Below are 23,293 nucleotides of genomic sequence, written 5' to 3' on the forward strand. Positions count from 1 at the left end.
CTACGGAAAAGACCAGGTCGGAGGGATCGGAGCGGGGGTGGAAAACCGGGTGGAACCGCAGACGGCGCTTCCTCCACCCAGGGGTGGAGAGTGCATGTCGGGGGCGTGCGGAGGACGGCCGCGGAAGGCGGCTCGACGGGGCGAGGGACGCCACTTACGACCGGACCCCGGCCGGACGCAGTTCACGCACGTCCGGCCGGGGTCCCCGGGTCGTTCAGGCTCAGCGCAACGGCTACGCGTCGATGCGGGAGCGGTCCAGCGTCGCCGCCGAGCTGGAGATGAACTCCTTGCGCGGCGCCACGTCGTTGCCCATGAGCAGGTCGAACACCTGCTCAGCCGCCTCGAGGTCGGTGAGGTTGATCCGGCGCAGGGTGCGGCGGCGCGGGTCCATCGTCGTCTCGGCCAGCTGGTCGGCGTCCATCTCACCGAGACCCTTGTAGCGCTGGATGGAGTCCTTGTACCGAATGTTCTTGGTCTGGAACTCCATCAGCTTGTCCCGCAGCTCGCGGTCCGAGTACGTGTACACGTACTTGTCCTGGCCCTTCTTCGGCTGGACCAGTTCGATGCGGTGCAGCGGCGGCACCGCGGCGAAGACCCGGCCCGCCTCGACCATGGGCCGCATGTAGCGGTGGAACAGGGTCAGCAGCAGCGTGCGGATGTGGGAGCCGTCGACGTCGGCGTCGGTCATCATGATGATCTTGCCGTAGCGGGCCGCGTCGATGTCGAAGGTCCGCCCGGAGCCGGCTCCTATGACCTGGATGATCGCGCCGCACTCGGCGTTCTTCAGCATGTCGGTCACGGAGGACTTCTGGACGTTGAGGATCTTGCCGCGGATCGGCAGCAGCGCCTGGAACTCGGAGTTCCGGGCGAGCTTGGCCGTGCCGAGCGCGGAGTCGCCCTCGACGATGAACAGCTCGCTGCGCTCCACGTCGTCGCTGCGGCAGTCGGCGAGCTTGGCGGGCAGCGAGGAGGACTCCAGGGCCGTCTTGCGACGCTGGGCGTCCTTGTGCTGGCGCGCGGCGATACGCGTGCGTGCCGCGGCGACGGCCTTCTCCATGACCACCCGGGCCTGGGCGGCGGCGTCCCGCTTGGTGGAGGTGAGGAACGCCTTGAGTTCCTTGGTGACCACGTTGTTCACGATGCGGCGGGCCGCCGAGGTGCCGAGGACCTCCTTGGTCTGGCCCTCGAACTGCGGCTCGGCCAGCCGGACGGTGACGACGGCGGTGAGGCCCTCCAGGGCGTCGTCCTTGACGATGTCGTCCTCGGCGACGCGCAGCAGCTTCTTGGCGCGCAGGACCTCGTTCATCGTCTTGGCGACGGCCTGCTCGAAGCCGGCGATGTGGGTGCCGCCCTTCGGGGTGGCGATGATGTTGACGAAGGACTTCACCGTCGTGTCATAACCGGTGCCCCAGCGCAGCGCCACGTCCACGCCGAGTTCTCGGGTGACCTCGGTGGGCGTCATCTGGCCGTGCTCGTCCAGGACCGGGACGGTCTCCTTGAACGAGCCCTGGCCGATGAAGCGGAGCACGTCGCAGACCGGCTTGTCGTTGGCCAGGTACTCGCAGAACTCGCTGATGCCGCCGTCGAAGCGGAACGACTCCTCGCCCTTGCTGCCGCCCTCGCCCAGGCCGTACTCGTCACGGACGACGATGGTCAGGCCCGGCACCAGGAAGGCGGTCTGGCGAGCGCGCTGGTGCAGCGTGTCGAGGGAGAGCTTGGCGTCCTTGAGGAAGATCTGCCGGTCGGCCCAGTAGCGCACGCGCGTGCCGGTGCGGGTCCTCGGGATCTTCTTGGTCTTGCGCATGCCGCCCTTGGCCTCGAACTTCGCGTCCGGGCCCTCACCGGCGAAGGCGCCGGGGGCACCGCGGCGGAAGCTGATCGCATGCGTATTGCCGCCGCGGTCGACCTCGACGTCCAGCCGTGCGGACAGGGCGTTGACCACGGAGGCGCCCACGCCGTGCAGACCGCCGGACGCCGCATAGGAGCCGCCGCCGAACTTTCCGCCGGCGTGCAGCTTGGTCATGACGACCTCGACGCCGGACAGACCCGTCCTCGGCTCGACGTCCACGGGGATGCCGCGGCCGTTGTCACGTACCTCCACGGAGCCGTCGTCGTGGAGGATCACCTCGATGTGGTCGCAGACGCCCGCGAGGGCCTCGTCCACGGAGTTGTCGATGATCTCCCAGAGGCAGTGCATCAGGCCACGGCTGTCGGTGGACCCGATGTACATGCCCGGACGCTTGCGCACGGCCTCGAGCCCCTCGAGGACGAGCAGGTGCCGCGCGGTGTAGTTGGATCCGTCCCGCTCTGCTCCTGCCAGCAGCGCTGTGGACGACACGGACGTCTCGGCGGTCACGCGGTTCGCTCCTCGCTGAATTTCAGATGGGGCCCTCATGGGTAAGGGGCCGGCTTCGGTCACCGGTGAGAGGGTACCGAGGCCTGGTAGAGCCGTTGTAACGCCACCCTCGTGCTGCGTTCACCCTAGTGCAGGGTCGCATACCTGTTCGATCCCTCGATGGGGTGAAGTGCACATCACGTTCCCTGGGAGGCATGAACCGTTTAGGCTCCGGGCACGTCCTCATGAACAAACCGGCAATCCGGCCGGGAGGGCGGAACCATGACCGACAGAGCGAAACCGTAGGACACGACAGACACGCAATACGGCACATTCGCCGCCAACCCGGCAGCAGCCAGCCGCCTCGGAGATTTTTTTCGAGGAAAAGCCGCGAGCGGGAACGTTTTGGGGCTGGTTGGATGTTGACCCTGGTACGACAGCTCGTCGAGCTAGAGAAGAGGCGACGTGACTACTGTTCTGACTTCCGCGAGCCCGCTGACGGCCGCTGATCGCTGCGACCGCTGCGGCGCCCAGGCGTATCTGCGCGTCGTCCTGCTGAGTGGCGGAGAACTGCTCTTCTGCGCCCACCACGGTCGCAAGTTCGAGCCGGAACTCAAGAAGATCGCCGCTGAGATACAGGACGAGACGGAGCGGCTGACCTCCGTTCCGGCGGCAGCCTCCGAAGAAGAGGGCTGATCCTGCGCGACCACGACGAGCCAGGTCCGGCACAGGCCGGCGACGGGCGGTCGTCCCCGAAAGGGGGCGGCCGCCCGCTCTCGTCGCGGTACAAGGCGTAGTACATCGGTTCGGCGCCCCAGATCCGCGCCAGAGGACCGGGGACCCGGTCAGGTCCCGTGAGGACCCCATCAGGTCCCGTGAGCCGCATCCGGGGCTGTGAGGCGCCGCACAGGGGCCGTCAGGACCCCTCAGGACCTGCCCGGCTCCTCGGAGCCGTCGCCACGGCTGAGCGTGCGGACGACGTCCGACACGCGCGTGTAGACGCCCGGGCTGCCTGCCCGTCCGCAACCACTCCCCCACGACACGAGGCCGATCAACCGCCCCTCGGCGACCAGCGGGCCTCCGCTGTCGCCCTGGCAGGCGTCCCTGCCGCCGGACCGCTCGCCGGCGCACACCATACTTTCGGCGTTGTACGTTCCGTCGCCGCTGCCCGGATAGGCCTGTTCACAGAGCGCGTCCGACAGGACACGCACGGGCGCGGCCCGCAGACTGGCGGCGTAGTCTCCCGCCCCCGTGACGTCACCCCAGCCGTAGACCAGGGCACGCGTGCCGGGCGCGTAGGCGGGGTCGCCGTCGCGGGCCATGGCGATGACGGTGCTGCTGGGCAGGGCCCGGGACAGGGTGAGGATCGCGAAGTCGCCGGCGTTGTTGCCGGCGTCGTAGGCCGGGTTCACCCAGGTGCGACGGACGGGGATCTCCTTGCCCTGGTCCGACAGCAGGTTGCTGCGCCCGGCGATGACCTTGAAGTCCCGCAGCCGCTCCGGCGGTCCGCCCAGGACGTCCTCACCGAGACAGTGGGCGGCTGTGAGCACGGTGGTGCGGCCGATCGCCACGCCTCCGCAGAACTGTCCGGCCCGCGTACCCCCGAACCGGTCACGGCTGGACAGCGCCACCGTCCAGGGGCTCTGTGCGACATCCACGGGGAAGCCCCCGACCACCACACTGCCAGCGGACGCGGGGGCGGTGGACAGCAGCGGTATGGCCCCTGCGGCGGCCGCAAGGACCAGCGGCCGGATCAACGCGCGGGCTAGGGAACGACGCATGCACACTCCTTACTCGGGGTTCGCCATGGAACACCCAGAGTGATCCAGCTCGGGGCGCCCCGCACCCGCTGGACCATGCAGAAGGCCCGGCCCCCCTCGCGGGAGACCGGGCCTTGTGCGTCGTACGACCGCGACCTAGTCGAGGTAGTCGCGCAGCACCTGGGAACGGGACGGGTGGCGCAGCTTCGACATGGTCTTGGACTCGATCTGGCGGATGCGCTCACGCGTCACGCCGTAGACCTTGCCGATCTCGTCGAGGGTCTTCGGCTGACCGTCGGTGAGACCGAACCGCATGGAGACGACGCCTGCCTCGCGTTCGGACAGGGTGTCCAGGACGGAGTGCAGCTGCTCCTGCAGGAGCGTGAAGCTGACGGCGTCGGCGGGGACGACGGCCTCGGAGTCCTCGATGAGGTCGCCGAACTCGCTGTCGCCGTCCTCACCCAGCGGGGTGTGCAGGGAGATGGGCTCGCGGCCGTACTTCTGGACCTCGATGACCTTCTCCGGGGTCATGTCGAGTTCCTTGGCCAGCTCCTCCGGGGTGGGCTCGCGGCCCAGGTCCTGGAGCATCTGGCGCTGCACGCGCGCGAGCTTGTTGATGACCTCGACCATGTGCACCGGGATGCGGATGGTGCGGGCCTGGTCGGCCATCGCGCGGGTGATCGCCTGACGGATCCACCAGGTGGCGTACGTGGAGAACTTGTAGCCCTTGGTGTAGTCGAACTTCTCGACCGCGCGGATCAGACCGAGGTTGCCCTCCTGGATCAGGTCCAGGAAGAGCATGCCGCGGCCGGTGTAGCGCTTGGCCAGGGAGACCACCAGACGGAGGTTGGCCTCCAGCAGGTGGTTCTTGGCGCGGCGGCCGTCCTCGGCGATGATCTCCAGCTCGCGCTTGAGCTTCGGGGCGAGCTTGTCGGAGTTGGCCAGCTTGTCCTCGGCGAACAGACCCGCCTCGATGCGCTTGGCGAGCTCGACCTCCTGCTCGGCGTTGAGCAGGGGGACCTTGCCGATCTGCTTGAGGTAGTCCTTGACCGGGTCGGCGGTGGCGCCGGCCGCGGCGACCTGCTGCGCGGGCGCGTCGTCCTCGTCCTCGTCGGAGAGGACGAAGCCGGCGCTCTCGGTGCCCTCGGGCTCGTCGCCCACCTTGGCTTCCTCGATGACCTCGTCCTCGAGGACCTCGGCGTCGTCCTTCTTGGCGGCCGTCTTCTTGGCCGCCGTCTTCTTGGCGGGCGCGGCCTTCTTCGCCGCCGCCTTCTTGGCGGGGGCGGCCTTCTTCGCCGCGGCCGTGTTCTCGGTCGCGGCGTCCTCGGCGGGATCGGCTGCGGGGTCGGCCGGTGCCGCCGGGGCAGCCGCGGTCGTGGCGGTGGCCTTGCGGGTGGTCACCGCCTTCGCCGCGACCGTCCTGCTGGCGGTGCGCTTGGCCGGGGTCTTCGCTGCGACGCTCTTTCGGGTGCGCTTGGGCTCTGCGGCACTGACCATCAGCGTCACACCCTCTTCCTCGAGGATCTGGTTGAGGCTGCGCAGTACGTTCTTCCACTGAGTGGCCGGGATCTGGTCAGCTTCGAAGGCCCGACGCACATCGTCGCCGGCGATCTGCCCCTCAGCCTTTCCCCGCTCGATGAGCGCCATGACAGAGACGGACTCGGCAATCTCCGGCGGGAGCGTACGGGATGTGCTGGCCGACACGAACAACCTCTCGGAACGTTGGAAAACGGCTTCCGGCCCCGTCCACTGCGGACAGGAGCCGACCACCGGCTTGGGGATGGGCCGACGGCGCGGGCGGGCGCCGGGAAGATGCACAGCGCCATGAACGGCGTCCGTATTCCCTCCGCGGCTGTCACCTCTTAGGTCATCGCGTGGTTCCCACGAGCGTTACGCCCAATCTTCGTGGCCCGAGTCACACCCCGTAAGCGCTCAAAAGCGGCCAGACACGGGCACACATGGTCACCTGTACCCGTGAGGGGAGCGTCGAATCCCCGTTCGGCACGGGTTCACGATCCCGTCACCCGCACCGCCCGTGCCGATCGGTGACCGCCGGCACCGCCCTGGCCGGCTGCCGGCCGCAGTCTCGCTCGCGGCCGACCGGTGGCCGCGGGCACCGCTTCAGGCCGGTCGGCCGCTCTGCCGCTCTGCCGCTCTGCCGCTTCCGCCGTACGGCCCGGCTCGCGCGGCCCGGTCGCCGGACCCCGGGGCATCGCGCGGAGGCCGCGGGGTCCGGCGGGGCGGTGGCCGGCCGGGGTATGCCGCAGGAGGGGGGCGGCATACCCCGGCCGTGCCGTCCGCGGGAGGGGGTCAGTGTTCGCGCGGTGCGGGGACCACGCGCTCCACCTCGGGGTGGACGGTGAGCAGTTGCCGCATGGCCGTCTCGGCCGCGGTGCCGTCCGCGGCGGCGAGGGCGTCGGCGATCCTGCCGTGCAGCGCGAGGGACGCCTCGTTCGGCCGGTCACACCCGGTGACGGGAGCGCCGGAGACCTGGAGCGCAGCGGAGACGATCCCCGAAAGGTGCTCGAGCATGCGGTTGCCCGCGATCTGGATGAGCAGGCTGTGGAACTCGGCATCGGCACGGGCGAAGGTCAGCGCGTCGCCCTGCGCCAGGGCGTGCCCCATGATCTCGACCATGTCGCCCAGCCGCTGCTGGACGTCCTCACGTCCGTGCCCCGCCGCGAGGCGAGCGGCCAGTGGCTCGATCGTCCACCGCAGCTCGTTCAGCTCACGACGCTGGTCGTCGCGCTGCGGCCCGAACGCACGCCATTCGATGATGTCCGGATCGAGAAGGTTCCAGTCGCTCACGGGCCGCACGCGCGTGCCCACGTTCGGGCGGGCGCTGACCAGTCCCTTGGCCTCCAGCACGCGGAGCGACTCGCGCACGACGGTGCGGGAGACCTCGAAGCGCTGGCCGATCTCCTCGGGGACCAGCGGACGGTCGGCTCCCAGGTCACCGGAGACGATCATCTGTCCCAGCTGCTGGACGAGTTGGCCGTGCAGCCCGCGGCCGCGGTTGCCCCCGGCCCGCCGGCCCACCCGGCCCAGCTCGGGGTCCGCTCCTTCCCACACGGGTGCGCCGACGCGGTCGGCGGGGGCCTCGGCGTAGGGGTAGCGGTCGAGTTCGCCCGGGCCGGCGAGGCCGGAGTCTGCGGAGCGGGCGGCGGTCATCATGGTGTGCGCAAGGGTACTCACGGATTCCTTTCTCGGCGCTGCCCTCAACTCCCTTGAGGGCTTTGGTGAAAAGCACACGAAAGGGTGATCGCTCACCCCGTCGCAATTGACGCCTTATCGGAAAGAAATGAGCTTCCCTCGGGGGAGTTGTGCACAAGGCGTGCAGGGGAGGGCAGGGACGGTCTTCACCGGACCCGGCTGCGCAGGTTCGTGAGCACATATGCGCAGAGCAGAGCCGTGAGTGACAACATCAGCGCACCTCCGACAGGTTGCACGACCAAGCGCACGGTGGCGAGCAGATAGCGCTCTCCGCCGAAGGGCCACTGCACGAGAAACACCTCGCGCATCCGCGCGGACAGCCCGGCGGCCTCTCGCACGGATGCCCCAGCAACGGCCTGGTGTACGAGGGGTACGACGACGATCGGTACGGCGACCACGGCGGCCAGCCCGGCCGTCGTGGACCGGAACACACCGGCGGCCAGAACGCCGGCCCACGCGCACCCGACGACGAGTCCGGCCCAACTCGCGGACATCACAAGCCAGTCCCCGGGAACTTCCGTGAGCTCCCGCCCGTAGAACAGGTACAGCACTTCGGCATCGCAGCCCACGGACAGAAAAGCCAGCATCAGCGCCGTGGCCGCGGAAACCAGGAGCTTGGCCGTGAGCAGCCCCAGCCGGCGGGGCACGGTGCCGCGGTCCGCCGCCAGAGCGGGGTGGCGGAACTCGTCACCGAACGCGAGCGCGCCCAGCAGCCCGGCCCCGAGCGCCGCGGGCGGCCAGGGCAGCTCCTGCGGCCAGGCGGCGAGCAGCCGGTGCTGCGGAGTGTGCCCGATGCGAGCCAGGATCACGGCAGTGAGAGCGGAGGTGATCAGCACGGCGGCGCAGGTGACGAAACCGGTGCTGATACCCGTGGCGCGCCGCACCTCGTAGCGGAGCGGACGCAGCGGGCTGGGCGCGGCGCGGACGGAGATGGGGGGCGGGAGGGGAGGGAGGGGGGTCCGGGCCCCGGGGACATCCCGACTGCCGCGGTCGCCGCTGCCGTCCCCGGCGTCACCGTCCGGCTCCGGCTCCGGCTCCTCAAGGGCGTGCGGGGCGGATTCCTCCGGCGTCTCGCCGTTTTCCGCAGGGACATCTTCCGCCGCGCCTTCTCCGCCATACGCCTGCTCGAGCTCCCCTGAGGCTGCGGCTGCGGCTGCGTTTTCGGCCTCGCCGCAGGGCTGGTCGGTCGCCCCGGGGCCCATGTCGCCGACCTCGTCGGCGAGTTGGTGGACGAGGATGCCGTAGCGGTAGGCGATCTCTCCGACCTCGGCGCAGGTGCTGCCGTACACGGACAGGTGGTTTCCCGCTTCGGGCACGACTTCCACGGAGCGCCGGCCGGTGCGGGCCTCCTTGGCGAGCAGGGCCGCCAGGCGGGGAGCGTGCGGGCTGCGCACGGCGACCCGGGGCCGCAGCCGGGTCCGGGAGAAGGCCACGGCCTCCTGGTCGGCGACGAGTCTGCCCCCTTCCAGGGTGACGACGCGGTCGGCCGTGCGGGCGGCCTCCTTGGGATCGGTCGTGGTGAGCAGGACGGTGCCGCCCTGGTCTGCGTGCGCGCGCAGCATGCCGTGCAGCCAGCGGCTCTCCCGGACGGACAGTCCGTCGGTGGGATCGTCGAGGACGAGGGTGTGCGGGTCGGCGAGCAGGGCACAGGCCAGTCCGAGCCGACGGTCCATGCCGCGCGAGAGGGTGCCCAGGCGTTCTTCGCGAAGGCTGATGAGTCCTACGGCCTCGAGGACTTCGTCGGCCCGGCGCACCGGGACGCCGGCCGCGGCGCACAGCATGCGCAGATGGCCGCGGACCGAGCGGGCGGGATGTCCGGGGACATCGCCCAGCACCACTCCGACCTCGCGGGACGGGTGGGCGATGCGGTGGAGCGGGCGTCCTCTGAAGTAGGTGATGCCACGGCCCTGTTGGAGTTCGAGCATCAGTCTCAGCGCCGTGGTCTTGCCCGCGCCGGCTGCGCCCAGCAGCGTGGTGACGCGGCCCGCGTGTGCCTCGAAGGAGACGTCGTCGAGGGCGGGGGGAAGGTCCTTGCGCGGATTGCTGGTCAGTCCGAAGGCCTGGATCACCGCAGCAAGATAGCGCGCCATTTCGGGTTTTTCGGGCATCACGGGCGCGTTCGTGCCCTGGTCACCTCCGTACGGCACCGCGTGAGCCCCCGAGCGGGCGTGGCCGGTGGGACAGCGCGTGCCCCCTGGAGCAGGGTCTGCCGTAGGGGGGTTGTCAGACCTCGGGGCGCAGCATCGGCGGGTTGAGGAGGGTGGCGCCGCCCGCGCGGAAGAGCTGGGCCGGGCGGCCGCCCTGCCGCGTGGTGGTCCCGCCCGTGGGGACCAGGAAGCCCGGGGTGCCGGTCACCTTGCGGTGGAAGTTGCGCGGGTCGAGCGCGACGCCCCACACCGCCTCGTACACGCGGCGCAGCTCGCCGACCGTGAACTCGGGCGGGCAGAACGCCGTGGCCAGCGAGGAGTACTCGATCTTGGAACGGGCCCGCTCGACACCGTCCCCGAGGATCTGCGCGTGGTCGAAGGCGAGGGGGGCGACCGGCTCCTCGTCGCGGCCGTAACCACCCTGCTGCAGCAGTTCCTCGACCGGGGCCCAGCGTGCGTTGCTGGCGTCACCGCCCGCGCGGGGCGCGGGAAGATCGGGGGCCAGCGCCAGGTGGGCGACGCTCACGACGCGCATCCGCGGGTCGCGCTTGGGGTCGCCGTAGGTGGCGAGCTGCTCCAGGTGCGCGCCGTTGTCCTGGACGGGCGCCGAGGGGTCGTGGACACGCAGTCCCGTCTCCTCGGCCAGCTCGCGCGCTGCGGCCTGCGCCAGGTCCTCGTCGGCCCGTACGAAGCCGCCGGGGAGCGCCCAGCGTCCCTTGAACGGTGCCTCGCCCCTGCGGACCGCCAGCGCGCACAGAGCATGGCGGCGCACGGTCAGCACGACCAGGTCCACGGTGACGGCGAAGGGCGGAAAGGCTGACGGGTCGTAGGGCATGCGGCGATCATAGTCGTCTGCCTGACGATAAACACGCCCTTCGTCGGTCGCATCGCCCACTGATCCACTTCCGTTCGCCGTGCGCCGCACTGTGCGTCGAGCTCCCTTCCACTCCGCTCCGTCCGTACCGGATTCTGGCCGGTCTGTCGAGGTCAGGATGGCCGTGCGCGGAAGTGTGATCGCTGCCGGGCGAGGTCATGGGACGGCCGCAGGAGGACGGGATCAGGTCCGGGGCAGGCCGGATCAGGTCCCATGCCGACCGTATGAGGTTCGGGACAGGCCGGGCGAGTGCCGAGGTGGTCAGGAGCCCAGTTGGAGTCCCTCGGCGGCCTCCTCGACCATGGCGAGGCCGAGTCTGCTGACCCGTATGGAAAACGGGGCGCCGGCCACTCTGAGGCCCGTCAGGACGAGCTCGCCGAGCGGGGCACTCGGCATGGGGCGCAGGGTCACGGTTCCGGCTGCGGCGTCGGGGCGGATGCCGGCGAGCGTGGTCAGCAGCAGCACCCCTGCGGCAGCTGCGGTCGCGGCGGGGCGGCAGGCGGCTGGATGCGGGAGCGGGAGTCTGCCCTCGGCGCGCTGCTCGCCGCCGTACATCTCGGGCAGCCGGTGCCCGAAGGCTTCCGACGCCGCGAGGAGTCCGCGCAGCAGCGAGGACGCCTCCTTCTCGTAGCCGGCCGCGGTCAGTCCGGCGACGGCCACCGCTGTCTCGTGGACCCGCACGGCGCCGCTGCGGTGGCCGAACGGGTTGTAGCCGGCGTCCTTCGCCGAGAGTCCGCGCAGTCCCCAGCCCGAGTCCAGCGCGGGGCTGCCGAGCAGTCGGGCGAGTTGTTCGGTCTGCACGCGGTCCAGCAGCCCCGGCGCCTGCTCTCCCCCGCCGAGCAGGCCTGTGTCGAGGAGGTGGGCCGCGCCCGCCCCGAGGTGTGTGACGAGCCGGCCGTCGTGGGCGCGGGCAGCGGCCGGACGTCCGCCACCTGGGGCGTCCGCCCAGAACTCCTCCCGGAACGCTGTCCGAAGCGCCTTCGCCCAGTGCCGCAGTTCGTCGGCACCGGGCCTGCCACAGGTGTCGAGCAGGTCGGCTCCGAGCAGCGCCGCGCGGTGGGCATGCGCCTGCGTCTCACAGCGGGCCGGGCCTCCCCGCTGCGGATCGCACAGATAGGTACGGTCACGCACGGTGGCTCGCAGCCAGGCCAGGCAGCGTTCGGCTGCGGGCAGCAGCTGGTCCGTCTGCTGGTCCGGCAGCCCCCATCGACGGGCTTCCGCCAGGAGGACGGGGAAGAGCAGCGTCGCTTCCGTGCCGGTACAGCTCGGTGGCAGATGAGGGCCCGCGTCCCTGCGCGGGCCTGGGATCATCCCGTACCGCGGTCCGGCGCCGGTGACTTGAGTGCGGGCGAGGACGCGCAGTGTGCCCGCGGCGAGCCCGGTGCCCAGGGGGAGGGCCATGCGGGCCGCGGCAAGTGCTTCGGCGGGGGCGAGGCCGCAGCGCCAGGGGGCGCCGGCCGCGAGGTAGGTGTCGCCCGGGTGCGCGGGGTCTCTGAGCAGAAGGGCTTGCAGGTCTTCCACGCTCGTGCGCAGCAGCGCTGGTGCTCGTGGGTCGTCGCCTCCGGCGTGTGCCGATGCGAGCGGGCTCGTCGCCGTACGGCCGGCGGCGCGGACGGGTCCCGCGCCGTCCGGCCGGACGCGCAGTTCCACGGTCGCGGTCTCCCCCGGGCGCAGTTCCAGGTCCCAGCGCAGCAGTCCGGCCGAGGCCAGCGCGTCGGTGGGCGGCGGGTCGGCGCTGACCGAGCAGGTACCGGCGGGCGAGGTCCAGCGCAGACCGCAGTCGTGGACCGTGGCGGGCAGTTCGGGGCCGGCGTCGCCGGAGGCAATGGCGGCGAGGTCTGCCAGGTCGGTGCCGAGGGCCACTTCGAGTGGGAGCCGCAGGGGGCGCGGAGCGGTGCTGTGCAGGGTGATCCGCTCGGTGCCGTCGGCGGAGCGGATCCGTTCGACCACGACGTCCGGGTCCGGACCGCTGTGCGGGGAGGCGCGCAGTGTGGCCACGAAGCGGGCTCGGTCGGCGGAGGTCATCCGTGCCTGCACGGGGAGCGGTTCGCGGCCGGCCACCCGGACCTGGCAGCGGGCGAGCAGACGCCGGCCGGCGCGGTAGATGCCGTCCAGTCCTTTGCCCGAGAGCTGCCCGTCCTGAGAGATGGCGAGCCCCGGCAGAGCGACGCAGATCAGGCTGGTGTGGACGGGCGGGAGATCGACCAGCCGCCGGGGAGCGGACGAACGGGCGGGCAGCGCGGCGTCACGGGAGGTGGGTGACACGGCGGTCGCGGTACTGCCGCGGGTGCCCGGTGCGGCGGATGCAGTGGTCGCGGTACTGCCGCGGGTGCCCAGCGTCGCGGATGCGGTGGTGGCGGTACTGCCGCGGGTGCCCGGTGCGGCGGATGCGGTGGTCGCGGCGGCACGGGGCGTGGCCGGCGGTGTGACCGCCGTGGCGGCACCGGGCGTCCCAGGCGGGGTGGCGTGCGGTGGCGTGGCTGGATGTGGGTGCGGCTGCGGGGCGGTCGTGGAGGCCCTGGGCAGAGGGGGCCGTGTCGGGTGCGGGCTGCCAGGCGACCGGGACAAAGGGGCCGTGGGTGTGTCCGGCGAGGCCGCGGACGGCGGCGTGGGCTGCTGCATGCGTTGGCTCTTCTGCGCGCGGTGCGTCTCGGGCGTGGTCGGCGCCGGATGGCGGGCTGCGACGGAGCGGGTTCGGTGCGGCCACGCACCGGGTCCTGGTGTTCCGCCACTCAGGTGAACGGAGCTGGGCTCTCCGGGGTCACGCCCGCACTTGAGTGGCTCTGAGGCACGGCGGAGGTGACGCATGCGATCGAGGACTGCTCGCAGCGGACCGCCCGTCGATCGACGCCCCGTCGCACCACGGCTCGCCCGGGGTTCGCGCCCGGCGCCGCCGCCGTCCGCACCGGTGCGTTGCCCCTGGCCACCGAGCAGCGGCGCGCTCACCCTTCCCCCTCGGCGTCCGCGCCGGTCTGCAGGGCGCCTTCCCCAGCGGCGCCTTCCGGTCGGCCGCTCGTCCTGCCCGCGGCGCGTGGACGTGTACCGGCCGGCCGTGCGGACCGCGGGCGGGTTCCCGCGCGCACGCGTCCGCTTCCAGGGCGCCGTCGTCGCTCGGCGGCGCCGGACCTGGCCGGTACCTTCGGCCCGGTGCCGGCGAGAGGCTGGGCCGCGTCCGCATCTGCGTTGGCGGCGTCGGCCGTGCCGGGGTCGGGTGTCGCGGACGGTTCGTCGGCGCACTGCCGGTCCGTGGCCTCTTGGCTGCCTGCCACGGCATCGGCACGCTCCGGTGAGCTCGTGGCACGCGTGCGTTCATCCCGCTCCGCGCGCAGGCAACGCCGCACCGACTCGGGGTCCAGTCCTTCGTTGACGGCCTGGTGCAGGAGGCGTGCGAAGACGTACGCCGGGTCTGCGCCGAGCGCCATGGCGAGGGCTTCGCGGGCTTCGATCTCGTCGCCCGTCGACCAGGCGACCCAGCCGGCAAGGGTGAGGGGCGCCGCGGCGTGCTCGCCGTAGGGACCGACGCATCGGCGGGCGAGTGCGCGCCACAGGCGCAGTGCGGGGCCGGCTTCGTCGCCCTCCATCCACTCGGCCAGCCGGTCGCGTGTCGTGCGGTCCTGCAGGCCGAGGATGAGGGCCGCGGCTTCGTCGTGGTCCAGCAGTTCGTCGTCGCGCCGGTCCGCTGCCGCGGCGTCGGGCAGCGGTGTCGCTTCCGACAGACGCCGCATGATCCGTTCGGCCAGCGTGACCGTCTCCAGGGCGACCTCGCTGCCTGCGCCGTCGATGATCCTGGGGACCAGCGCCATGCCGGCGGTGTCCAGGGCCACCTCTTGTTCGAGGGCGGCGGCCGTCTCCCAGGGCAGCAGGCGTTCCCGCAGTTCGCGCAGGGTGCCGCGTACCCGCACGCCCGCGTAGGCGGCCGCGGCGGCGAGCACGGAGGTGCCGGGCAGTCCCATCGGGGTGCCTTCGGGAGGACAGCATGCCTCGCGTTCACAGACGTACGACCAGCAGCGGCCGTCCGAGACGCACAACGCCTCGATGACCGGTACGTCGAGCGATCCGCACTCGGTGCGGAGTTTGTGAGCGAGCGGCTGCAGCCGTTCCATGACCTGCCGGCCGGTCTCGCCCGGCCCGGGCTCCTGGCAGAGGTAGGCGACGATCTGCTCGGGCGGGGCGCCCCGGCGGCGGCTTCCGGTGATCAGGCCCCGGGTCAGCTCGCGGGCGACAGTGGGCCAGTCCTCGGCGTTGCGAGGGATGCCGAGCCGGGCCCGGCCGCCGAACCGGCCGCGTCCGCCGTGGTCGTACAGGGCGACCAGGACGATGCTGTCCTCGGGGCGGTAGCCGAGGACGTAGGGCAGGGCGTCGGCCAGTTCGGCGGGGGTACGCAGGGTCACCTGGTGTGCGGGGCGGTCGTCGGGTCCGAACGGGCCGACAAGGTGGCGGAAGGCGTCGTTTTCGAAGGATCCTGTGGTTTCGCTGTGGTTCGTCATGCCGAGACGATCTCGCGGATTTCGATATTCCGGTTGGGGCTGTGGATAAGTCCGGTCAGGGACGCGTCAACCAGGCCCCCGACCGCCGTGCCGATCCCCGCCCCTACCCCGCCAAGACCCAGGCGAGGCCCAGGCGAGGCCGAGATCAGGCCGAAACCAGGCCCGGACGAGGCGGCGGTCGTGAGCGAGCCACCGACCGTCGCCGCCCGGATTGTCAGTGGCGTCCTGTTGGATGGAGGCATGGAGCACACGAGCAACGCGGAACTCCGGACGGCCGCCGACGCGGTCCTCGCCCGCCTCGTCGGGGATCCCACCGGCGCGGCGCGCCTGCGCGAGGACCAGTGGCGGGCGATCGAGGCGCTCGTCGCGGACAGACGCCGTGCCCTGGTCGTGCAGCGCACGGGCTGGGGAAAGTCCGCGGTCTACTTCGTGGCGACCTCGCTGCTGCGGGCCCAGGGCAGCGGGCCCACGGTCATCGTCTCCCCGCTGCTCGCGCTGATGCGCAACCAGGTGGATGCGGCGGCCCGGGCCGGCATCCACGCCCGCACGATCAACTCGGCCAACACCGAGGAGTGGGCGACCGTCCAGGCCGAGATCGCGGACGGTGAGGTGGATGTGCTCCTGGTCAGCCCGGAGCGGCTGAACAACCCCGACTTCCGCGACCAGGTCCTGCCCGCCCTGGCGGCCGCCACCGGCCTCCTCGTCGTGGACGAGGCACACTGCATCTCCGACTGGGGGCACGACTTCCGGCCGGACTACCGGCGGCTGCGGACCATGCTCGCGGATCTGCCCGCGGGAGTGCCGGTGCTGGCGACCACGGCCACCGCCAACGCCCGGGTGACCGCCGATGTCGCCGAACAGCTCGGCACCGGCGACGCCTCCGACGCCCTGGTGCTGCGCGGTCCGCTGGACCGGGACAGCCTGACGCTGGGCGTGCTGCGGCTCCCGGACGCCGCGCACCGCATGGCCTGGCTCGCCGACCATCTCGACGATCTGCCGGGCTCCGGGATCATCTACACGCTCACCGTGGCCGCCGCCGAGGAGGTCACCGCCTTCCTGCGGCAACGCGGTCACACCGTCGCGTCGTACACCGGACGGACCGAGAACGCCGAGCGCCAGCAGGCCGAGGACGACCTGCTCGGCAACAAGGTGAAGGCTCTGGTCGCCACCTCCGCGCTCGGCATGGGGTTCGACAAGCCCGATCTCGGCTTCGTCGTCCACCTCGGTTCGCCCTCCTCACCGATCGCCTACTACCAGCAGGTCGGCCGCGCCGGACGCGGGGTGGAGCACGCCGAGGTGCTGCTCCTGCCGGGGAAGGAGGACGAGGCGATCTGGGAGTACTTCGCCTCGCTCGCCTTCCCCTCGGAGGACCTGGTGCGACGCACGCTCGACGTCCTCGCCCGCACCGAGGGGCCGATGTCCCTTCCGGCGCTGGAACCCTTGGTGGAGCTGCGCCGCTCGCGGCTGGAGACCATGCTGAAGGTCCTCGACGTGGACGGGGCGGTGAAGCGGGTCAAGGGCGGCTGGGTCGCGACCGGGCAGCCGTGGACGTACGACGCGGAGCGCTACGCCTGGGTCGCGCGGCAGCGCAAGGCGGAGCAGCAGGCGATGCGCGAGTACGCGTCGACGACGGGCTGCCGCATGGAGTATCTGCAGCGGCAACTGGACGACGAGGGCGCCAAGCCGTGCGGTCGCTGCGACAACTGCGCGGGTTCCCGTTTCACGGCCGACACCTCGGCGTCCGCGGTGGACGCGGCGCGCGTGGACCTCGGCCGGGCCGGTATCGAGGTCGAGCCGCGGCGCATGTGGCCGACGGGCCTGCCGGCGATCGGCATCGAGCTCAAGGGGCGTATTCCGGCCGGGGAACAGGCGGGTCAGGGGCGGGCTTTGGGGCGTTTGTCGGACATCGGCTGGGGCAACCGGCTGCGGCCGCTGCTGGCACCGCAGACGCCTGACGGGCCGGTTCCGGACGATGTGGCGAAGGCCGTGGTCGGCGTGCTGGCCGACTGGGCGAAGGGACCGGGCGGCTGGGCCTCGGGAGCGGCGGACGCCCCGCCCCGCCCGGTCGGTGTGGTCACGCTCGCCTCGCGCAGCCGACCGCAGCTGATCGGTTCACTCGGCGCGCGCATCGCGGACATCGGACGGCTGCCGCTGCTGGGGTCGGTCGAGTACGCACCCGATGCCGATCCGGTCGCGCGCAGCAACAGCGCCCAGCGCCTCAAGGCCCTCACAGGCACACTCACGGTGCCGCCGGCGCTGGCCGCCGCTCTGGGAGAGGCCCAGGGCCCGGTCCTTCTCGTGGACGACTTCACCGAAACGGGCTGGACACTGGCGGTCGCCGCCCGGCTTCTCCGACGGGCCGGGGCGCCCAGGGTGCTGCCGCTCGTCCTGGCGGTGCAGGGCTGACCCACCGGCTCGGCGCGGAGAGGCGAGGCGGCCCGTTGCGGTGGCCCGCCCGCCGTGCCAGGCCGCCGGCGCGGTCGCTGACGCGCCCGTGTCTCACTCTCCGTGGCGCCTTCCGCCCGGGCCGTGGCGGTGCATCAGCGGCCGGGAACAGGGGAAGAAATACATTGCCGAGATATAAGCCTCACGCCAGCTCATACCGGTCTGTGGCCCCAATTGCTCGTTGCCGCATCCCAGTTCGACAGGAAGAATTGAAGTCCGCTCCCCGCGCGGCCCGCCCGTGGCCCGGCAGAGCTCTGCTGCGGTGTGGGCTCCCCCGAATCCGACTCGCCCGCAGTGTGGGCGCGTAGCCGAAGGGAGGAACGTGACCTTCGGATTCGCTCCGTCCTCGGCGGCGTCCTTGTCGACGTCCGCGTCCGCCGCGTCCACCGCTCGTCTGCTCGAACCCGCCGAGTGGGCCGCCGCGGGAATTCCCCTGCTGCGCAACCCCAGAGAAGTCGTCAGCGGACTGCACGCCCGGCACCAGCCCGGGCCCTCGACCGCGATCGTGGCCGTTCTCGACCCCGACGAACGGCTGCGGGCGAGCGCCTCCTTCACCCGCCGCCCGGCACCGGCGGACGGCTGGCAGTTCCGCAACGCGCTCCTGTCCCAGCTGCGCCGGGTGATCCCGCACGATCTGCGGCGCCGCACTCCGGTGCGGACCGCCGTGCTGCTGTACTGCCGTGAGGGCGACGCACGGTGGACGGAGGAGGACGGCGCGTGGATGTGGGGCCTGCGAGACGCCTGCACCTTGCACGGACTGCGCTGCGGGGCCTACATCACCCTGACTCGCGACGGCTGGCAGGTCCTCGGCGAAGGGCGCGGCGGGCGCCGCCCGCACGCCTCCTCGGCGCCGGAGCCCTTCGCGACGGCCGAGGCACCGCCTCAGCTGCCCCGCACGGGCGGCGTCGCCTCGGAGATCCTGCGCCGGGCAGCGGCCCGCTGACCCGACTGGGCCGACCACAGGGCCGACCGCCCGGCCGAACCGGTGCCACCGCGGCCCCCGTGAGGCCGTCGACCACGGCAGGCCCATGGCCCCACGGCAGGCCAATGACCCGCCTCAGCACTCGGCCTCAGGGGCCAGGCGCGCACGGCCCGGGCCACACCCGCTCCCCTGGCCGGGCTCCTGCGCCGACCCCGGCCAGCCACAGCCACTTACTGAGGCAGCCGGCCCGGACCCGGAAACAGCCCCGCCACGCGAGCGGCCGCAGCCGCTGTCACCCAGCGGATACGGCGCACACCCGAGGCGGCGTGGCTCGCAAGGCCCCTGTCCGGCAACCGCCCGTCACCGACCCGTCCGACCTCACCCGTCACGCGAGCTGAACCCGTTCGGTCCTGCCCGTCACGGGGGGGGTGCCGGTCCTGCCCGTCACGCGGGGGTGCCGGTCCTGCCCGTCACGGGGGGCCGGTCCTGTCCGTCAGACTCCCGCGCCCAGCACCGCGTTGATCTTCTGCGGGTCGCCGCAGACGATCAGCAGGGCGCCGGCCTTGCCGTGGGCGATGGACAGCGCGGTCGCGGCAGCGGCGTCGGTTCCTCCGTTGAACGCGACGACGACCACCGGCCGGGAGGCAGCACGGCCGACCAGGGCGGCGTCGGCGTAGAAGACGTCGTCGCGCGCGTCGTGCTGCGCCCAGTACGACGTCTCGCCGAAGGACAGCTCGTGGGTGGCCCACGGGTGCTGCTCACCGGTGGTGATCACCAGCACGTCGCTGGGAGCGCGACCGGAGTCGAGCAGCAGGTCCACGGCCTCCTCGGCGGCGTCGAGGGCACCCTCGGCCGAAGCCGGGATGAGCTGGATCTGCGGGGCCGCCGGGGCGGCCGCGGCCGGCGCCGGCTGGGCCGGAACGGCCTCGCGGGGCGTGCGCTGCACCGGCGGCGCGGGCCGGAGGGGGCCAGGACGGCCGGGACGGGCCGGAGCCGCGGGGCGGGGACCGGGTACGGGGCGAGGGGTCGGCGCGGTGCGGCCACTGGCCGGAGTGGCGCGGGGACCCTGGGCACTCTCGTGAATCTGAGGCTCCTCGGGAATGAGAGGCATGGGCTTTTATTTATCAAACGTTGGTGCGGCTCACGTGAACGGGTGGCACATGAGTGCGAGCGAAACGGTCAGAAATCGAAGCCGAGCTGGCCCTCGATCTCCGGAACGCTTCCGTCCGCCCAGCTGCGGGCCTTCTTGAGGTGCCGCCACTGGGGCAGCGCATCAAGATACGCCCACGACAGCCGGTGGTGGGGGGTGGGCCCCCACTCGGCCAGCGCGGCCTTGTGCACGGGCGAGGGATACCCGGCGTTGTCCGCAAAACCGAAGTGTGCATGCTCGAAGCCCAGTTCGGCCATCATTTTGTCGCGCTGGACCTTGGCGATGACCGAGGCCGCCGCGACCGCCACGCACGAACGGTCCCCCTTGATCACCGTGCGGACCTGCCACGGTGTGCCGAGGTAGTCGTGCTTCCCGTCGAGGATCACCGCGTCGGGACGAACGGGCAGGGCGTCCAGGGCCCGACCCGCGGCGAGCCGGAGCGCGGCCGTCATCCCTCGGTCGTCGATCTCCTCGGGGCTGGCGTGCCCCAGGGCGTACGCCGTCACCCACTGCTGCAGTGTCTCCGAGAGCTGGTTGCGTCGTTTGACGGTGAGCAGTTTGGAGTCGGTGAGCCCCTCGGGGGGCCGGCGCAGTCCGGTGACCGCCGCGCAGACGGTGACGGGACCGGCCCAGGCGCCGCGCCCCACCTCGTCGACACCGGCGATGACCTTCGCTCCGGTCGTGGCGCGCAGGGAGCGCTCGACGGTGTGAGTAGGTGCTTCGTACGGCATGGCGCACTTAGCGTACGCCGCCGTGATCCTCGAGCGACACCCCGGTCCCCCTCCCGGCGACAAGTCCCCCTGGTGCGCCGGCGCGTCCGCGGCTCGCATCGGCTGGACCGTTCCCTCGACGATCACCGTGTGGAAGCGGTCGCCCTGCATCGGATCGCATTCGTGAATCACCGCTCGCGGTGCGAGGCGGGAAACCTCACAAGGAAACCGGCACCCAGTCCGGCAGCGTCTCCGTCCGCTCCACCCAGGCCGCAGGCGGCCCGCCGGCCTTCCCGGCGGCCAGAACCCCGCCCACGATGGCGCAGGTGGTGTCCACGTCGCCGCCCACCTGGGCGGTGGTCCAGAACGCTTCCTCGAAGTCGCCGAGGTGCCGAGCGGCCGACCAGAGCGCGAAGGGAACGGTGTCATGGGCGCTCGTGCGCCGGCCACAGCCCAGCACCGCGGCGACGGTCGCGGCGTCGCCGTAGTCCAGCATGTCCCGCGCACGTCGCAGGCCCTGCCCGACCGCGCTCCTGGGCACGAGCGCGACCACCCCGTCCAGTAGCGCTTCGGCGGTCGGGGGACCGCCCGGAGCAGCGGCCAGTGAGGCAGCCGCGGCCACGGCCATGGCGCCGACCACGGCCTCGCGGTGCTGGTGCGTCGGGTACGCGGAGATCTCGGCCTGGTGGGTGGCCTGCTCGGGATCGTCGGCGTACCAGGCGCCCAGCGGCGCGATCCGCATCGCGGCGCCGTTGCCCCAGGAGCCCTGCCCCTTGAAGAGCGCCGCGGACAGCTCACGCCAGTCGCCGCCCTCGCGGATCAGCCGCAGCAGACGGTTGACGGCAGGGCCGTATCCGCGGTCGAAGTCGTGGTGCTCGGCGAAGGAACGGGCCAGGGCGTCCTGGTCGATGCGCTGGTGGGCGGCGAGGACGGCGACCACCGAGCAGGCCATCTCGGTGTCGTCGGTCCACTGCCACGGGCCCGGCGGCAGCTCCCGGTTCTTGAGCAGCGGGTAGTTCGCGGGGACGAAGTACTGGGAGCCCAGCGCGTCCCCCACCGCCAGTCCGCGCAGGCTGGTCAGGGCGCGGACCAGGCGGCCGTCGAGAGAGGAATCAGCGGTCATCGCCCTGCCACTCTATCCGGTGATCCCGTAGGGTTCCGGATCTCGCCACCGGTCGAAGGGCCGGTCGAGCGTGTACTTGCCGTCGTCACCGAGAACGAGCATCCGCGTCTCGCCGTTCCCGGGATTGGACAGCGACTCGAACTCGGCGACGGTCCAGTGGAACCAGCGCATACAGAACAGACGCATGGCCAGGCCGTGGGTCACGATCAGCACGTTCGGCGGGTGGTCCGGGGCTTCGAAGCTGCGGAACAGGCTCTCCAGGAAGCCGCCGACCCGGTCGTAGACATCGGCGCCGCTCTCCCCCTGGGCGAAGCGGTAGAAGAAGTGGCCGTAGGCGTCCCGGTAGGCCTTCTGGAGGCGGACGTCGTCGCGGTCCTGCCAGTTCCCCCAGTCCTGCTCGCGCAGGCGGGGCTCCTCCCGCACCCGTATCAGCTCCGGATCGAGGTGGGAGGCGCGCAGGGTCTCGTGCGTACGGCGATAGGGGGACACGTAGACGCTGATCTGCTCCTGGCCGAAGAGTTCGCGCAGCCCCTTGCCGGTCTCCGCGGCCTGCTGCCAGCCCCGCTCGGTGAGGGCGAGGGCGTGGTCGGGTTCGCGTTCGTACACGGTGTCATCAACGTTGCCGGTTGACTCACCGTGCCGGACAAGGACGATGCGCCGTGGTCGTGCCATGCCGAAACCCTAGAGGGGGTGCCGCCCGAGCGGGTAATCGGACCGGGCCCGTCCGGCGTAGGTCACACTGAACGGGCGGCGGCGGGTCATGCGCGAGCACGCGCGAGGGGGACACGCGAGCAGGCGCCGGCGGGTCACACGGTCCAGGTGGGCTCCAGCTCCACGATCTCGCCCGACAGCGAGGCGATGTCCGCTTCTGTCTGGGCGCGCAGGGCGAGGCGTTCCACCCGCTCGGTGCGGTACTTGCCGTGTTCAGCGGCCGAGCGCCACATCGACAGGACCAGGAACTCGTGCCCCGGGGCCTGAGCGAACAGCCCGCGGATCATGCCGGGAGATCCGGCCATCGCGGGGTTCCAGACCTTCTCCTGCATCAGCGTGTAGTGCTCGACGCGCTCCTCGTGGACCCGGCACAGAGCCGCCCGGATCAGGTCGGCGTCGGTGAAACGGGGCTCGAACCCGGTCTTCACGTCGAAGCGGTAGTCGAACAGCCGGACCTGCGCGTCCTTGAAGGTGCCGGCCTGCGCGGCGGCCAGCCGGTCGTGGGAGCGGGCCATGAAGGAGTCGTAGAAGGCGCGGCTCTCCCAGAAGGCGAAGAGGTTCGCCACCTCCGGGCGTTTACGGCTCCAGCCACCACCCTGCCCCCTGAAGCCCGGTTCCCCCAGCAGCCCCGCCCATTTCCGCTGCCCCCGCTCGAAGCCGCGGCGGTCCACCACGGTGCAGCGAATCCACTTGACCAGCACCGCGCCATCGTAAGGCCAGGAAACGTGGCAGGGGTCACTGTCCGGCCGACTGTGCTCGTACGAGGAGGCACGCGCGCGTGGCAGGATGGACAATCGGCCCTGCCCGGCGGGCAGTTCGGGACAAGGGCGGTTGCACAGTCGGGAAGGGGGAGTCCGTGAACGGCCTCAGCAAGGGAATCCGCAAGGTCGAGGTCGCGCTGAGATGGGATCCGAGTCCGGCGGGGCAGCCACCGGTCGACCTGGACCTGGTCGCCGGGACGTACACGGCGGCCGAGCCGTACGGCGATCCGGCCTATGTCGTCCACTTCGACAGCCGCTCCCCCGACGGCACGATCTATCTCGACCGCGACAGCAGGGACGGCCGGGGCTTCGGCTGGGACGAGGTCATGACGCTCGAGCTGGACCGGCTCGACGACCGGTACGCGCGCGTGGTCGTCGGCGCGGTCATCCAGCAGCGGTCGGCGCACCGGACCTTCATCGGGGTGCTCAATCCGGGTCTGCGGATCCGCGAGGGATACACGGATCTCTTCCTGAGCGACTTCGGCGAGGTACTCGGGGCCACGGCGGCGACCGTCGCGGAGTTCGTCCGCGACACCTCCGGCGAGTGGGAGTTCCGTCCGGGCGTCCACGGTTTCGAGGATCCGGCGGACTTCGCGAGGGTGATGGGGCGGAACCGGCCGTCCTGAACGCGATGGCGCGAAGAACCGCGGGGCGG

17 protein-coding genes are annotated in these 23,293 nt (G+C 71.8%); 4 read left to right on the forward strand and 13 right to left on the reverse strand.

Going from position 1 to position 23,293, the window contains the following annotated elements:
• Positions 1–232: 232 nt before the first annotated feature.
• Positions 233–2,356 (reverse strand): DNA gyrase/topoisomerase IV subunit B, encoded by a 2,124-nt coding sequence (locus AC0B9F_RS10245; RefSeq protein WP_472000708.1) that lies wholly within the window; start codon positions 2,354–2,356, stop codon positions 233–235.
• Positions 2,357–2,800: 444 nt separating this feature from the next.
• Between AC0B9F_RS10245 and AC0B9F_RS10250 the strand changes: the two genes are divergently transcribed.
• Entirely contained in the window at positions 2,801–3,031 is a 231-nt protein-coding gene (locus tag AC0B9F_RS10250) for a DUF7455 domain-containing protein (RefSeq protein WP_472000710.1), read from the forward strand.
• Positions 3,032–3,261: 230 nt separating this feature from the next.
• Here the strand turns inward: AC0B9F_RS10250 and AC0B9F_RS10255 are convergent, their stop codons facing one another.
• From AC0B9F_RS10255 to AC0B9F_RS10285, 7 genes are all read right to left on the reverse strand, one after another.
• Positions 3,262–4,116, reverse strand: a complete 855-nt coding sequence (locus tag AC0B9F_RS10255) for a S1 family peptidase (RefSeq protein WP_472000712.1) — start codon at positions 4,114–4,116, stop codon at positions 3,262–3,264.
• A 135-nt stretch (positions 4,117–4,251) separates the two neighbouring features.
• Positions 4,252–5,799, reverse strand: a complete 1,548-nt coding sequence (locus AC0B9F_RS10260; RefSeq protein WP_472000714.1) for an RNA polymerase sigma factor — start codon at positions 5,797–5,799, stop codon at positions 4,252–4,254.
• 606 nt (positions 5,800–6,405) lie between these two features.
• Positions 6,406–7,290, reverse strand: coding sequence for a FadR/GntR family transcriptional regulator (locus tag AC0B9F_RS10265; protein WP_472000716.1), 885 nt, complete (start codon positions 7,288–7,290; stop codon positions 6,406–6,408).
• A 164-nt stretch (positions 7,291–7,454) separates the two neighbouring features.
• Positions 7,455–9,377, reverse strand: a complete 1,923-nt coding sequence (locus AC0B9F_RS10270; RefSeq protein WP_472000916.1) for an ABC transporter ATP-binding protein — start codon at positions 9,375–9,377, stop codon at positions 7,455–7,457.
• A gap of 154 nt (positions 9,378–9,531) precedes the next feature.
• A complete protein-coding gene (locus tag AC0B9F_RS10275; protein WP_472000718.1) occupies positions 9,532–10,290 on the reverse strand; it encodes an NUDIX hydrolase in 759 nt (252 codons plus the stop codon).
• 300 nt (positions 10,291–10,590) lie between these two features.
• Positions 10,591–12,504 (reverse strand): glycogen debranching N-terminal domain-containing protein, encoded by a 1,914-nt coding sequence (locus tag AC0B9F_RS10280; RefSeq protein WP_472000918.1) that lies wholly within the window; start codon positions 12,502–12,504, stop codon positions 10,591–10,593.
• A 767-nt stretch (positions 12,505–13,271) separates the two neighbouring features.
• Positions 13,272–14,816 carry a DUF4192 domain-containing protein gene (locus AC0B9F_RS10285; protein WP_472000721.1) on the reverse strand — a complete coding sequence of 515 codons (1,545 nt, stop codon included), beginning with the start codon at positions 14,814–14,816 and terminating at the stop codon, positions 13,272–13,274.
• 240 nt (positions 14,817–15,056) lie between these two features.
• On the opposite strand from AC0B9F_RS10285, the gene AC0B9F_RS10290 reads away from it, so the two are divergent.
• Complete coding sequence (locus AC0B9F_RS10290) at positions 15,057–17,222, forward strand: RecQ family ATP-dependent DNA helicase (protein WP_472000723.1); 2,166 nt, start codon at positions 15,057–15,059, stop codon at positions 17,220–17,222.
• Between the two features lie 361 nt (positions 17,223–17,583).
• The gene (locus AC0B9F_RS10295; protein WP_472000725.1) at positions 17,584–18,204 is read left to right on the forward strand and encodes a hypothetical protein; all 621 of its coding nucleotides are present in this window, start codon (positions 17,584–17,586) and stop codon (positions 18,202–18,204) included.
• A gap of 472 nt (positions 18,205–18,676) precedes the next feature.
• Here the strand turns inward: AC0B9F_RS10295 and AC0B9F_RS10300 are convergent, their stop codons facing one another.
• The 5 genes from AC0B9F_RS10300 to AC0B9F_RS10320 all read right to left on the reverse strand — a co-directional run bounded on the left by AC0B9F_RS10300 (position 18,677) and on the right by AC0B9F_RS10320 (position 22,578).
• On the reverse strand, positions 18,677–19,294 hold the full coding sequence (locus AC0B9F_RS10300; RefSeq protein ID WP_472000727.1) for a hypothetical protein: 618 nt from the start codon (positions 19,292–19,294) through the stop codon (positions 18,677–18,679).
• Between the two features lie 68 nt (positions 19,295–19,362).
• Positions 19,363–20,064: a ribonuclease HII gene (locus AC0B9F_RS10305; protein WP_472000729.1), complete on the reverse strand. Its 702-nt coding sequence runs from the start codon at positions 20,062–20,064 to the stop codon at positions 19,363–19,365.
• Positions 20,065–20,260: 196 nt separating this feature from the next.
• Entirely contained in the window at positions 20,261–21,166 is a 906-nt protein-coding gene (locus AC0B9F_RS10310) for an ADP-ribosylglycohydrolase family protein (RefSeq protein WP_472000731.1), read from the reverse strand.
• A gap of 12 nt (positions 21,167–21,178) precedes the next feature.
• The gene (locus AC0B9F_RS10315; protein ID WP_472000733.1) at positions 21,179–21,838 is read right to left on the reverse strand and encodes a histidine phosphatase family protein; all 660 of its coding nucleotides are present in this window, start codon (positions 21,836–21,838) and stop codon (positions 21,179–21,181) included.
• A 134-nt stretch (positions 21,839–21,972) separates the two neighbouring features.
• Positions 21,973–22,578, reverse strand: coding sequence for a YdbC family protein (locus AC0B9F_RS10320; RefSeq protein WP_472000735.1), 606 nt, complete (start codon positions 22,576–22,578; stop codon positions 21,973–21,975).
• A gap of 155 nt (positions 22,579–22,733) precedes the next feature.
• Between AC0B9F_RS10320 and AC0B9F_RS10325 the strand changes: the two genes are divergently transcribed.
• Positions 22,734–23,264 carry a TerD family protein gene (locus AC0B9F_RS10325; protein ID WP_472000737.1) on the forward strand — a complete coding sequence of 177 codons (531 nt, stop codon included), beginning with the start codon at positions 22,734–22,736 and terminating at the stop codon, positions 23,262–23,264.
• Positions 23,265–23,293 lie beyond the last annotated feature (29 nt).

Source organism: Streptomyces sp. NPDC097129 (genome assembly GCF_055668065.1).

Bases quoted from the DNA above. Each gene is read 5' to 3' on its own strand.
- AC0B9F_RS10255 (WP_472000712.1), bottom strand. From the start codon at position 4,116: ATGCGTCGTTCCCTAGCCCGCGCGTTGATCCGGCCGCTGGTCCTTGCG.
- AC0B9F_RS10275 (WP_472000718.1), bottom strand. From the start codon at position 10,290: ATGCCCTACGACCCGTCAGCCTTTCCGCCCTTCGCCGTCACCGTGGAC.
- AC0B9F_RS10285 (WP_472000721.1), bottom strand. From the start codon at position 14,816: ATGACGAACCACAGCGAAACCACAGGATCCTTCGAAAACGACGCCTTC.
- AC0B9F_RS10290 (WP_472000723.1), top strand. From the start codon at position 15,057: ATGGAGCACACGAGCAACGCGGAACTCCGGACGGCCGCCGACGCGGTC.
- AC0B9F_RS10300 (WP_472000727.1), bottom strand. From the start codon at position 19,294: ATGCCTCTCATTCCCGAGGAGCCTCAGATTCACGAGAGTGCCCAGGGT.
- AC0B9F_RS10305 (WP_472000729.1), bottom strand. From the start codon at position 20,064: ATGCCGTACGAAGCACCTACTCACACCGTCGAGCGCTCCCTGCGCGCC.
- AC0B9F_RS10310 (WP_472000731.1), bottom strand. From the start codon at position 21,166: ATGACCGCTGATTCCTCTCTCGACGGCCGCCTGGTCCGCGCCCTGACC.
- AC0B9F_RS10315 (WP_472000733.1), bottom strand. From the start codon at position 21,838: ATGGCACGACCACGGCGCATCGTCCTTGTCCGGCACGGTGAGTCAACC.